We start from the raw sequence: 12,625 nt of genomic DNA, 5'->3' as shown, positions 1-12,625 counted from the left end.
CCTTTGTGCCTTTGGTACAATGCTAAGAGAATGGCGTGAGCATTCAGATGATGATGAATAAAGAGTGTGTCTGACACTGCGAACATGAGCAGAAGTCGGCAGCATCTTAGGGTGTGGCTGGTTTCTGTGCATGTGTCCAATTCCTTGGAATTGGGTGTTGTGTGAGAATGAGAAGGGCGTTCGGTGGATGCCTTGGCACTGAGAGGCGATGAAGGACGTGGTACGCTGCGAAAAGCCATGGGGAGCTGCGAACAAGCTTTGATCCGTGGATGTCCGAATGGGGCAACCCCCTCGTAAGAGGATCATGCACTGAATACATAGGTGTATGAGGCAAACCCGGGGAACTGAAACATCTAAGTACCTGGAGGAAAAGACATCAACAGAGATTCCGCTAGTAGTGGCGAGCGAACGCGGAGCAGGCCAATGCCTTATTAAGAAGAAGCAAAACGGTCTGGAAAGTCCGGCAAGAATGGGTGATAGCCCCGTATGCATAATGTCTTGATAAGGATTTGAGTAGGGCGGGGCACGTGAAACCCTGTCTGAACATGGGGGGACCACCCTCCAAGCCTAAATACTCCTCAGTGACCGATAGCGAACAAGTACCGTGAGGGAAAGGTGAAAAGCACCCCGATAAGGGGAGTGAAAGAGACCTGAAACCGGACGCCTACAAGCAGTCGGAGCCTCTTATGGGGTGACGGCGTACCTTTTGTATAATGGGTCAGCGAGTTTCTGTTTGCAGCGAGCTTAAGCCGTTAGGTGTAGGCGTAGCGAAAGCGAGTCTGAATAGGGCGACTGAGTTGCTGGCAGAAGACCCGAAACCGAGTGATCTAGCCATGGCCAGGCTGAAGGTGCGGTAACACGCACTGGAGGGCCGAACCCACGCCTGTTGAAAAAGTCGGGGATGAGCTGTGGTTAGGGGTGAAAGGCCAATCAAACTCGGAAATAGCTGGTTCTCCGCGAAATCTATTGAGGTAGACCGTCGGATGTTTACCCTCGGGGGTAGAGCACTGGATGGGCTAGGGGGGCCCAAAGCCTTACCAAACCTAACCAAACTCCGAATACCGAGGAGTATAGTCCGGCAGACAGACAGTGGGTGCTAAGGTCCATTGTCGAGAGGGAAACAGCCCAGACCACCAGCTAAGGCCCCTAAATCGTGACTAAGTGGGAAAGGATGTGGGGATTCCAAAACAACCAGGAGGTTGGCTTAGAAGCAGCCATCCTTTAAAGAAAGCGTAATAGCTCACTGGTCTAATAGAAACCCTGCGCCGAAAATGTAACGGGGCTCAAGTCACGTGCCGAAGCTGTGGGTGCATTCTTATGAATGCGCGGTAGCGGAGCGTTCCGTAGGTCTGCGAAGGAGGCGGGGTGACCCCCTCTGGAGATATCGGAAGTGCGAATGCTGACATGAGTAGCGATAAACAGTGCGAGAAACACTGTCGCCGAAAGTCCAAGGGTTCCTGCGCAAGGTTAATCCACGCAGGGTGAGCCGGCCCCTAAGGCGAGGGCGAAAGCCGTAGTCGATGGGAATCAGGTTAATAGTCCTGAGCCTGCTAGAAGTGACGAATGAGATATGTTGTTGGTTCTTATCGGATTGAACCAGCTTTTGGACCATTCCAGGAAATAGCTCTAGCATATAGACCGTACCCGAAACCGACACAGGTGGACTGGTAGAGTATACCAAGGCGCTTGAGAGAACGATGCTGAAGGAACTAGGCAAATTGCTCGTGTAACTTCGGGATAAACGAGACCCACCCGTGGGCAACCATGTGTGGGTGGCACAGACCAGGGGGTAGCGACTGTTTAGTAAAAACACAGGGCTCTGCGAAATCGAGAGATGACGTATAGGGCCTGACGCCTGCCCGGTGCCGGAAGGTTAAGAGGAGATGTGCAAGCATTGAATTGAAGCCCCGGTAAACGGCGGCCGTAACTATAACGGTCCTAAGGTAGCGAAATTCCTTGTCGGGTAAGTTCCGACCTGCACGAATGGCGTAACGACTTCCCCACTGTCTCCAGCATCGACTCAGCGAAATTGAATTCCCCGTGAAGATGCGGGGTACCCGCGGTCAGACGGAAAGACCCTATGAACCTTTACTGTAGCTTTGCAGTGGCATCAGGAAAATTCTGTGTAGGATAGGTCGGAGGCTTTGAAGCCGGGGCGCCAGCACCGGTGGAGCCATCCTTGAAATACGACCCTGAATTTTTCTGATGTCTAACCGAGATCAGTCAGCCTGATCCGGGACCCTGCATGGTGGGCAGTTTGACTGGGGCGGTCGCCTCCCAAAGTGTAACGGAGGCGCGCGATGGTGGGCTCAGGCCGGTCGGAAACCGGCTGTCGAGTGCAATGGCATAAGCCCGCCTGACTGTGAGAGTGACAGCTCGATCAGAGACGAAAGTCGGCCATAGTGATCCGGTGGTCCCACGTGGACGGGCCATCGCTCAACGGATAAAAGGTACTCTAGGGATAACAGGCTGATCTCCCCCAAGAGTCCACATCGACGGGGAGGTTTGGCACCTCGATGTCGGCTCATCACATCCTGGGGCTGGAGCAGGTCCCAAGGGTTCGGCTGTTCGCCGATTAAAGTGGTACGTGAGCTGGGTTTAGAACGTCGTGAGACAGTTCGGTCCCTATCTGCCGTGGGTGTAAGAGACTTGAGAGGATTTGTCCCTAGTACGAGAGGACCGGGATGAACGAACCTCTGGTGCACCGGTTGTCACGCCAGTGGCACAGCCGGGTAGCTAAGTTCGGACGGGATAACCGCTGAAAGCATCTAAGCGGGAAACCCACCTCAAAACTAGGTCTCATAGAGCCGTGCAAGACCAGCACGTTAATAGGCCGGGTGTATACGTACAGTAATGTACTCAGCTAACCGGTACTAATCGCTCATAATCCTCACACACAAACACATGCACAGAAATCAGTCACACTCAAAAATACACCAACCTCATCACCCTCCTCTACCAACACGAGGGTGAGCTAGAAGACCTGGTGGCCATGGCGAGGATCCTACACCCGATCCCATCCCGAACTCGGCCGTGAAAAACCTCAGCGCCTATGATACTGCACCTTAAGGTGCGGAAAAGTCGGTCGCCGCCAGGTCCCCTAGCTCACCCAATACACACACAAAAAAAACACACAAAACTCATCCGCGGGGTGGAGCAGCCCGGTAGCTCGTCAGGCTCATAACCTGAAGGCCGTAGGTTCAAATCCTACCCCGCAACCAATTCCCAAAACCTAAATAATACTCAATAATAAAACTCAATAAAAGAGTGACAAGTGCCGCCCAAAAAGGGCAGCACCCCATCAAAACCCAACTGTCATACTATAATCAACGCAAGCGCCCTTTGAGCCAATGCTTCGTGCGCGGCGTAGACGCCAACCAACGTCGAACGTACCTGTCAGCCAGTGATTGATTTTGCTTGATGTTGCGACACCTACGCTCGCGAGTGTCACTGAGTGGATTCCTGGTACGGCCTGACGGACCTGACGGTTATTCCCATAATCCCAGAAAGCCGTGAAAGACGTTTCGTCCTTATGAACGCGGTCACTTATTAGATGCATAAGTGAAAACGTTTTAGTCTGCACTTCAATATTGAAATATGAGGAAATGCTACCGAAGGACGTGTTGAGGTAATAGCCCCGAACAGTTCCCTGCGCACCGAGTGATACCTGCTCTGAGTACAGCAAATTCTTAGTTGCTTGCTGGTGTGTAGCGCGGAAGTTGGCTTTGAAATTTTTGCCTAGAGGCACACTTCTGGAAAGCGATAAGCGGTTGTAAAAATAGTTGGGGGCTGAGCCGGGAGCGATAGTCTCATAAGCACGAGCGTTGTTACGGCGGGTTAGGCCGGGGAAACCGTAAGCCATTTGGTTTGTGAATTCGGTCTTACCATAGGGGTCTTGGACGGAGCCTGAATATAGGAATACGGCTTGGTTGGTGTCAGCGTTACTGATCACAATGTCTTTCCGGCCAATTTTCTGATAGGAATTGGCGTTTTTCCAATCGTATCCGAGCTGTACGGTCCCATCTAAACCGAATGAGCCTCCAAAGGCTATGTGTTGGATCATGCGTACCCACCGCAATGAAACTGAACTGCCGCCGCCGTAATTGCTGAAAGGTTCTTGGGGAAGGGGTTGGATTTTGCGTAGTTACCGTAAACGAGTAACGAATCCCGTGGAGACAGCGGTATGTGCCACGCAACAGCATGGTTGAAGAACCGATTGGTAGTAGTCTTGGTGTATTGGTAGGTTAGGATTTGATCCAAGCCTAGGAAATTTCCGATAGAACCACCCCAGAACCATCCGTTTCGCCCCAGCGTTGGGTCATTTTGGTTGTTTGCACCACCAAAAAAATAAATTGGAAAACGGTCTGCAGTATAAATATCTGCATCGGTTTCCCCCGTTTTCTCACCGGGAGAAAAAATAACTTCGGCAGACCGGAAGGGGTTTCGATTCAACCAGTCCAGATCAGACTGAATGTCGTTGAAGTTGGGAACCGTACCTGTTTTTAGGCCGCTCTCATATTGGATGAGGTGTTTGGAAAACCAGCGGTTGCCCGTAACTTGAATTTTCCCGATTGTGTATTTTCGTACGTATATTTTTAAAACCCCATCTCGCACTGTTTGAGGCGGAATATAAGCATAAGCAAAGGGCTCGTTGCTCATGCGGTATGCGGCGTTGATCTTTTGCGTGAGAATATCCAACTGCTTTATCGACATTGGGTGTCCGATAAATTCAGCAAAAATATCTTTCAAAATTGGTGTTTGAGTTTCGCTGTCTAAACCTTTGGCGTCAGGTCCGACAGTCACTGAAACATCAATGTGGTTTAGTTTGGTTATGACAATAGTGTTGTCACTGGATGGGTGTGGCGTTGGAGCATGTTCTGCATTGTTCTGCATAAGTGCCGGAATATGGCGTGCAGGCAGAGAAAATACGTCAGCAGGGGGGGTGATGTCGCCCGTGGAACGAAACGGAAAGACCGTTTGAGCGGCAACCCCTGTTGAAGAGAGAGCAAAAAGCGCGAAGAAAGTAGCGGGTGTTCTCAACGGTTGGGTGTTCCGGTCTGGTTTGGAGAGGGCATAACGAGCCTCGTCTCATGGTCAGAAATGCGGATGGCTTGCGTCGCGCTGTCTAATTGGTCACGATTGCCGGCTAAGCCGTATAAATTGCCGTGGGCACCGGCCAAGATTTCCGCAGTCGAGTGAATGAGGGAGTGGGCACTGCCTTGTTTCAGGCTGCATGGCGCGGGGGCAACGAAGACGCCGGGTGGGTCAATTGGCGAATGAATGAGTGGATGAGTTAGCTTTTCACAGCCGTGGAAATGGAGGTGGTTGTTCGCCACCATGCTCGTGTCCATAACGCCGATGAAAATTGGGACTAGTTTTGCGTCGGGCGGTATGCGCGCTTTTTGAGCAGAGTAAGACGCAAAGCGTGTATTCCGTGATGGGTCAGGAGCGAGGTAATACCCCTTATCGTCGACTATGCGCCCCTCCGGTGTAACGTAATAGGTAACACCGTTGGATTGCACACTAGATGTAACCATCTGTGGGTGTTGGCCGATAACGCTATCAAAGGCGCCATTGGCTGTCGCTGAGCTTCGTGCGCCGGGTGCATATTGTCCGGTTTGTACGACATGACTCGCGGCTTGAGCCCAAGCTGTGCTCGACCATGCCCACGACACGCATGCGCTGATAAGCGTCAACGGCAAGCGAAGACGGCGTACAGAGTGTAAGAGTGGCGTAGGCATGACCAGCAATCAACTATCAGGCGTTTTTAGGAAAAGGGCGCGGCATAGTGGAACGCAGAGGATAGATCTCTAGTTGCTGGATGCTCGCAGCGGTGTTGGTTGTGCTGAAGCTGACGCGATCCAGAGCTTCTTGCGGGAAGACCAAGGAAGAGCCCACCGAGATACCGTCGTTCACGTAGATTTCCAGTGTGCAGGCATCGTAAACAATGCGCAGCGAGAATTCCCTTAGGTCTGGGGTAAGGGATGTTGAAAATTCACGGGTAAAGAACGGGTTGGCGAACCCCTTGAGGCCCCCGCGTTCAACCCAGAGCTGGCAGAAAAATCCGTCAAAGCCGACGGTAAGTTTTTCACCATTATTATTGGCGAAATCTATCGAGAAACGGCCCGCGCGCCCCAATGATCCGTCCGGGAGCATTTTGTCACGTGGTTCAAGGCTGGCTTTTATGATGAGTTCAATAGCCTGATTTTTGGGTAAGGCGACCGTCTCAGTTGTGCGTGCGGGGAGGTGGCGGAAAGGGGTGGGAATCTGGGCGAGGCGCAGGTTTTCGAGGCCGAGAGGGCGCTGAACTAAGCGGATCCAACCATCTGTATCACGGCGCACTGATAAACGACGCGGTAATGTCATCACGCCCCGCCACGTTGTGTGCGGGACTTCCTCGCCATATTGCCAGTTTCCGAGCCACGCTATCATCGTCGCTTGTGAGAGCGGCAGATTTTCGTAGCACTGCAAAGCATATGAATCCTTGCAGAAGTCGATCAGGCCAAAGACTGTATGTTCATCTTCTGCCTTGAAGCGTTCACCATCAAAGAAGCCGACAAAATATTGGGTAGTGCTGCCGCCTTGTGGAGCGCCGGGGTTGATGGAAATCAGCATCAACCAGCGCGTTTCATTTGTCCCTTCTAGGGGAACTTCAATCAAATTAGGGCATTCGTAGTCGATGCCGAAGAGACCTGCGGACTCAAAGTCTGAGAGGTGCATCCAATCTTTCAGATTGAATGACCCATAGAATGAGACTTTGTGAAGACGCGACTGCACAACCGTCATGATCCAGCGCCCGCTAGGAGCGTGGAAGAAGACTTTTGGGTCGCGGAAAGAGTTGCTGTGAATGTCTAGAATAGGGTTTTCGCTGATTTCAGTGTAGGTCTGCCCGCCGTCACGGCTGATGGCAATATCCTGCGTTTGAAGTTTGGCGCTGGCCCGTGTGTAGATCAGAGCGAGGTTCGGCTCTTTGCTGCGGGGGTCTGTGTCGGGGAGTGCAGGAAAAAAGCCCGAGGTGTTGTTGCGGTCGATAATGGCACAGCCAGAGAAAGCTTCGCCCGCTGTAGTGGGCTTGAGAGCGATCGGGCCATCTTCCCACGAGTAAAGGTCTTTTGATTTGGCGCTGCCCCAGTGCACGAAGCCTGCGTATGGAGCTATCGGGTCGTATTGATAGTAAAGATGAAAATATTCGCCATCATAAATCAGACCATTAGGGTCATTCATCCAGCCAACTGGCGGAGAAAAATGTATTGACGGTCTGTAAAGGTAATCTTGTGCGCTTGGGTGAGCTGGGATCAGGTTTCTGCCGAACGGATTCAGGTCTTCGTTATGGGAGTCTTCTGGTGCTCCCTTGGGTGTATTTGAATCAGCAAAAGCGTTATTGCTCATAATTGCGCATGTCCCCGCTGCTCCAATAAACCAACGCCGTGATATTGACGTTGTTTTGGGTATTGGCTTCGTGTGGTTGTCCATTGAGTGTCCCTCTCTTTGGTTACAGCGAACGAGCGCTCACTTGGCTTTAAAGATAAAATTTATTTTATGAATTTGAACCGATAAGCAAAATGACAAAAAAGTGATGATTTTTGACGTAGAAAACGCAAAAATCCCGTTACAGCGGGGATGCCGTACGGGTGGAATACTTCATATTTTTAGGAATAAATCAGTGGCGCACCCGAAAGGACTCGAACCTCTAACCCCCAGATTCGTAGTCTGGTGCTCTATCCAATTGAGCTACGGGTGCAAAACTGATATGTTAACTGGCGCACCCGAAAGGACTCGAACCTCTAACCCCCAGATTCGTAGTCTGGTGCTCTATCCAATTGAGCTACGGGTGCGTCGTTGAGGCGGGTTTCTAATGGGGTTCCCGACTTCTGGCAACCCCATTTTTCTAGTTTTTTGTCTTTTTTGTTAAAAAACTACTGCCGGGTCATGGTGATGTGCGCGTGGCAGGTGTTTGTGCCGAAAAGACCGCCAATGGTTTGCCCGACGGGGTAGCCGTTAAAGACCATGGTCAGTGGCTGGTGATTGACGTCCTGCATGCTTAACTCAGCATGATAATGCTGGGTTCCTGCCTTGTAACTGCCTTGCAAAACCAAGGGGCCGTCCTCAGGTGTGAAGAGGATATTTTTATCCCTGATCTGCAAGGTCGAGCTACGAGCGGTCGGGCAGGTTCCTTGGTCTGCGATGAGTTTTCCAACCCAGCGCCCCTCTGGATCATGTCCGGGGTCTGGGGCTCCTGCGCAGGCAGTGAGGAGTCCGAGCAATACAAAAGAAGAAAAAAGATGAAAACGCATAGCTATCCTGTTCAGAATAGGCAGAAGGTTGCCCCAGAAGTGATGACGTACACGAGACAACACCTTATAGGAGAGCTTTAGAGGGCACCACTGCCCAAAGCGCCAACTCAAACTCGTAATGAGAGGTCCTATTTTGACCCAGCAGGATGCTAAACCCATCGAGAAGCTTGACGAAACTCTGCATGAGGATCGCATCCTCATTCTGGACTTTGGCAGTCAGGTAACCCAGTTGATCGCGCGTCGCGTACGTGAGAGCGGTGTTTACTGTGAAATTTGGCCCTTCACAGCAACGGAAGAGAAAATCCGTGGCTTCCAGCCGCGTGGCATTATCCTATCCGGCAGCCCAGCCAGCGTGCATGACGAAAATGCGCCGCCAGTGCCTCCGGTTGTTTTTGAGTTGAATTTGCCGATTTTGGGCATTTGCTACGGCCAGCAGGCAATGTGCCAAGCGCTGGGTGGTAAGGTCGAAACGCACGAGCATCGCGAATTTGGTCGCGCTTATATTGATGTGGCTGAAGACTGCTCACTGTTCCGCGGCGTGTGGGCACGCGGCCGTCGTGAGCAAGTCTGGATGAGCCACGGTGACCGTGTAACGCAGTTGCCACCGGGTTTCCGCGCAGTTGCACATTCTGAAGGCGCACCGTTTGCGATCATCGCTGACGAGGGGCGCCGCATGTACGGTGTACAGTTCCATCCGGAAGTTGTGCATACACCGCACGGCGCAGCGTTGATCAAGAACTTCACGCATAATGTTGCTGGGTGCAGCGGTACGTGGACGATGGCGGGTTTCCGTGATCTTGAGATTGCGCGTATCCGTGAACAGGTCGGTGAAGGCCGCGTTATTTGCGGTTTGTCCGGTGGTGTAGACAGTTCCGTTGCGGCAAAGCTGATCCATGACGCGATTGGTGACCAACTGACGTGTATTTTCGTTGATCCGGGCATTTTGCGGGCTGGCGAAGCGGATGAAGTGGTCAAGACTTTCCGTGGTCGTTTTAATATCCGCTTGGTGCATCGTGATGCATCCGACCTGTTCTTGGGCGAACTGGCAGGTGTGAAAGATCCGGAAGTTAAGCGGAAAACAATTGGCCGTTTGTTTATTGAAGTTTTTGAAGAAGAAGCAGCTAAGCTTGGTGGCGCGCAATTCTTGGCCCAAGGCACGCTTTATCCTGATGTGATCGAGAGTGTCAGCTTCACGGGTGGTCCATCGGTTACCATCAAGTCTCACCACAATGTGGGTGGCCTGCCAGAGCGCATGAATATGCAGCTGGTCGAGCCGCTGCGTGAATTGTTCAAGGATGAAGTCCGTGAACTGGGGCGTGAGCTGGGCATTCCGGAGAATATTGTTGGCCGTCACCCGTTCCCCGGGCCGGGTTTGGCAATTCGTATTCCGGGTGACATCACACGTGAAAAGCTGGACCTGCTGCGCAAGGTTGACACGATCTATCTGGAAGAGATCCGTCGTGCTGGTCTTTACGATGCGATCTGGCAGGCTTTTGCCGTACTGCTACCAGTGCGTACCGTTGGCGTAATGGGTGATGGCCGCACGTATGACCAAGCATGTGCGTTGCGTGCGGTGACCAGCACGGATGGCATGACGGCCGAAGTCTATCCGTTCGACTTTGAGTTCTTGAACCGTGTCTCTGGCCGTATCGTCAACGAAGTGCGCGGCATTAACCGGGTGACGTATGATATTACATCAAAGCCACCAGGCACGATCGAGTGGGAATAATGTCCCCGTTCCCGAATGGGAATGTATGACTTGGAAAAGGCGCCCTTTCAAAGGGCGCCTTTTTTTATTTTATTTTTTAGCGTTCTAGCTGCTCTCTTCGACAAAAGTGTCAGAGAGCGTTGCGTTTATGGGCAATAGTCTGCGCGAGCGTGGATTTCTCACTGTCGGATGGACCCAGAACCGTGATGCGAGGGCCTAGCTCAGCAAGTGTTACGATGGCTTAGGCCTCCAGCTCCGTGTTCCAATACAGATAGTCGCGCCAGCTTTCATGGAGATAGTTAGGCGGAAAAGTGCGACCATTTTCCTGTAAGAGGCGGCTGCTGGGCTGAACGGGTTTGCGTCGCGGGTGCATGCCAATTTCACTCGGTAGTCGAGAGCCTTTGAGTAGGTTGCACGGGCTGCAGGCCGTCACAACGTTGCCCCAGCTTGTGCGGCCACCTTTGGCGCGAGGAATAACGTGGTCAAAGGTGAGTTCGTGCGTGGGGAGCCGATCATCGCAATATTGGCACTCAAAGTTGTCCCGCAGGAAAACATTGAAACGCGTGAAGGCGGGCTTGCGTGCGGCTGGAATGTAATCTTTCAGCGCAATGACGCTAGGGAGTTTCATAGTCCGGCTTGGGGAGTGGACGAGGCCGTCATCATATTCAGAGAGGACGGATACACGGTCCAAGAATACAGCCTTGATGGCTTCCTGCCATGACCATAATGATAGTGGAAAATAGGACAGCGGTCGGAAATCCGCGTTCAATACGAGAGCGGGGAAATGCTGACTACTGACAGGCACCACGCGCATCCTTTTGTTGAGGACGACACATGCATGAGTTTAGGGCGTAACGTATTAAACTATGATACCAAACGCCGGATAATCACGCGTCGTCGGCTACTTCGTTCAAGACTATTCCAGCAAAATATCGTGATTGCAAGAACTCTCAGATGAAACCTTCATGACGTTATCTTTTCGTACGCGTTTCGCACCAAGTCCTACAGGGTATTTGCATTTGGGCCATGTTCTTTCAGCCCTTCATGCGCGGAGTATGGCGGGAGAGGCTGGAGCGTATCATGTCCGTATTGAGGACATTGATGGAACGCGCTGCCGCCCGGATTATGTGATGGGATTGGAAGAGGATTTGCGCTGGCTCGGTTTATGGTCCGGGAATGAAGTGCGGCAGCAATCGCAGCATGTGGAAGAGTACCGTGCTGTCTTGTCCGAATTAAAAATACGGGGTTTGCTTTACCCATGTTTTTGTACACGAGCGGAGATAGGCTTGGCGTCAGAAGGTCGTTTAGCCCCAGATGGTAGTTTTTTCTATCCGGGGACATGCCGTAACAAAGCTTGTGACGCGGAGCATCGGGATGGGCAGCCTGTTCTTTGGCGCTTGGACATGGCGCGCGCGTTGGATATTCTGCAGGAGGAGCCGGGTTGGTACGAGTACGGTCAGGGCCGGCTTGCAGGTCGTGCAGCCTCTTTCGGAGATGTTGTGTTGGCTCGTAGGGACACCGGTCTTTCGTATCATTTATGCGTAACGCACGATGATGCTTTGCAAAATTTCAATCGTGTGACGCGGGGAATGGATCTGTTTGAGGCCACATCAGTGCATCGGGTTTTGCAGGCGTTGATGGGATGGGCTGAACCTGAATACGCACACCATTCCCTTTTAATGGAAAATGACGGGCGCAAACTCTCAAAACGTGATGGAGCCATGGGGGTGCGGCTTTTGCGCCAAGATGGATGGTCGGCGCAAGCAGTGCTCCGCCATCCGGCGTTAAAAGATGCGCGAGGAAGTTGGTAAAATGCTCAGTATCCGTGCTGCTCTGGCGATTGATGAGGATGAGGTCGTGGCACTTTGGAGGCAAACTGGCCTGACGGTTCCTTATAATGATCCGTATAAAGACTTCCGGTTTGCTCAGCAGGGGCAGAGTTCAACCGTGCTGGTGGGGCATGGTGCGAAGGGGCCTTTGCTTGCGAGTGTTATGGTTGGCCATGATGGGCACCGGGGGTGGTTGTACTATGTTGCGGTGGCCTCAAACCAACAACGCCTTGGTATAGGGCGGTGCATGGTTAAAGCCGCAGAGGAGTGGTTGAAAGGGCGGGGTATTGAAAAGATGCAGCTTATGGTGCGCGAGACAAACGAGCAGGCTGTCGCTTTTTACGAGAAATTAGGCTTTGATGTGACGCCCCGGACAGTCATGGCAAAATGGATTAGAAATACTGAAAAGGAATAGCTCTGTGTCTATAAATAATTCAGACGGTATATTATTGTTTTCTTATGGAACATTGCAGCTAGAAAAAGTCCAGATGGAGACATTCGGGCGATTATTGAGTGGCACGAAAGATGCAATGCTTGGGTATCGAACCGATTTGGTGGAAATTACAGACCCTGCTGTCCTTAAGGCAAGCGGTCAGCGTTTTCACCCTGTTGTGGTGCCAACTGGGAAAAACAGCGACATGGTCGAGGGGACTGTTTTTGTCATAAGCGCCGCAGAGTTAGCGGCTGCTGATTCTTATGAAGTTTCTGATTACAAACGAGTCGAAGTGTTGCTGCAGTCAGGTAAGGCAGCGTGGGTATATATAGGCGTGTAATTTTCAATCCTTGGAATGGTC

Annotated in this window: 10 protein-coding genes, 3 tRNA genes and 2 rRNA genes; 7 read left to right on the top strand and 8 right to left on the bottom strand. The window is 51.9% G+C overall.

The features are described 5' to 3' along the window. The first annotated feature begins 160 nt into the window (after positions 1-160). From D5366_RS03060 to D5366_RS03050, 3 genes are all read left to right on the top strand, one after another. A 23S ribosomal RNA gene (locus D5366_RS03060) occupies positions 161-2,897 on the top strand. An 85-nt stretch (positions 2,898-2,982) separates the two neighbouring features. Further along, positions 2,983-3,097, top strand: a 5S ribosomal RNA gene (gene rrf, locus D5366_RS03055). A gap of 48 nt (positions 3,098-3,145) precedes the next feature. After that, positions 3,146-3,221: transfer RNA gene (locus tag D5366_RS03050), tRNA-Met, on the top strand. Between the two features lie 80 nt (positions 3,222-3,301). Here D5366_RS03050 and D5366_RS03045 read toward each other — a convergent pair. The 7 genes from D5366_RS03045 to D5366_RS03015 form a co-directional block, all read right to left on the bottom strand. Then, positions 3,302-4,063, bottom strand: a complete 762-nt coding sequence (locus D5366_RS03045; RefSeq protein ID WP_141492247.1) for a ShlB/FhaC/HecB family hemolysin secretion/activation protein — start codon at positions 4,061-4,063, stop codon at positions 3,302-3,304. Beyond that, positions 4,060-5,040 carry a POTRA domain-containing protein gene (locus tag D5366_RS03040; protein WP_141492246.1) on the bottom strand — a complete coding sequence of 327 codons (981 nt, stop codon included), beginning with the start codon at positions 5,038-5,040 and terminating at the stop codon, positions 4,060-4,062. Before D5366_RS03040 ends, D5366_RS03045 begins: the two co-directional genes overlap by 4 nt. Further along, on the bottom strand, positions 5,037-5,741 hold the full coding sequence (locus D5366_RS03035) for a hypothetical protein (protein ID WP_141492245.1): 705 nt from the start codon (positions 5,739-5,741) through the stop codon (positions 5,037-5,039). Before D5366_RS03035 ends, D5366_RS03040 begins: the two co-directional genes overlap by 4 nt. 16 nt (positions 5,742-5,757) lie before the next feature. Continuing rightward, positions 5,758-7,473, bottom strand: coding sequence for a glycoside hydrolase family 32 protein (locus D5366_RS03030; RefSeq protein ID WP_141492244.1), 1,716 nt, complete (start codon positions 7,471-7,473; stop codon positions 5,758-5,760). Between the two features lie 191 nt (positions 7,474-7,664). Further along, positions 7,665-7,741 (bottom strand) — tRNA-Arg (locus D5366_RS03025). A 17-nt stretch (positions 7,742-7,758) separates the two neighbouring features. Further along, a tRNA-Arg gene (locus D5366_RS03020) sits at positions 7,759-7,835 on the bottom strand. Between the two features lie 81 nt (positions 7,836-7,916). Then, a complete protein-coding gene (locus tag D5366_RS03015; RefSeq protein WP_141492243.1) occupies positions 7,917-8,294 on the bottom strand; it encodes a hypothetical protein in 378 nt (125 codons plus the stop codon). Positions 8,295-8,412: 118 nt separating this feature from the next. On the opposite strand from D5366_RS03015, the gene guaA reads away from it, so the two are divergent. Then, positions 8,413-10,023 (top strand): glutamine-hydrolyzing GMP synthase, encoded by a 1,611-nt coding sequence (gene guaA / locus D5366_RS03010; protein WP_240775311.1) that lies wholly within the window; start codon positions 8,413-8,415, stop codon positions 10,021-10,023. Positions 10,024-10,243: 220 nt separating this feature from the next. Here the strand turns inward: guaA and D5366_RS03000 are convergent, their stop codons facing one another. After that, on the bottom strand, positions 10,244-10,816 hold the full coding sequence (locus D5366_RS03000; RefSeq protein WP_141492241.1) for an HNH endonuclease: 573 nt from the start codon (positions 10,814-10,816) through the stop codon (positions 10,244-10,246). Between the two features lie 151 nt (positions 10,817-10,967). Here D5366_RS03000 and gluQRS point away from each other — a divergent pair, with 151 nt between their 5' ends. The 3 genes from gluQRS to D5366_RS02985 are packed head-to-tail and all read left to right on the top strand — an operon-like array spanning position 10,968 to position 12,604. After that, positions 10,968-11,813 (top strand): tRNA glutamyl-Q(34) synthetase GluQRS, encoded by an 846-nt coding sequence (gene gluQRS, locus D5366_RS02995; protein ID WP_141492240.1) that lies wholly within the window; start codon positions 10,968-10,970, stop codon positions 11,811-11,813. Between the two features lies 1 nt (position 11,814). Then, positions 11,815-12,246 (top strand): GNAT family acetyltransferase, encoded by a 432-nt coding sequence (locus tag D5366_RS02990; protein ID WP_141492239.1) that lies wholly within the window; start codon positions 11,815-11,817, stop codon positions 12,244-12,246. A 4-nt stretch (positions 12,247-12,250) separates the two neighbouring features. After that, complete coding sequence (locus D5366_RS02985) at positions 12,251-12,604, top strand: gamma-glutamylcyclotransferase family protein (RefSeq protein ID WP_240775310.1); 354 nt, start codon at positions 12,251-12,253, stop codon at positions 12,602-12,604. The last annotated feature ends 21 nt before the right edge of the window (positions 12,605-12,625 follow it).

Origin of the sequence: Neokomagataea tanensis (assembly GCF_006542335.1) — a bacterium.
GTDB lineage: Bacteria > Pseudomonadota > Alphaproteobacteria > Acetobacterales > Acetobacteraceae > Gluconobacter > Gluconobacter tanensis.
This window is presented reverse-complemented; position numbering and strand designations above follow the sequence as displayed.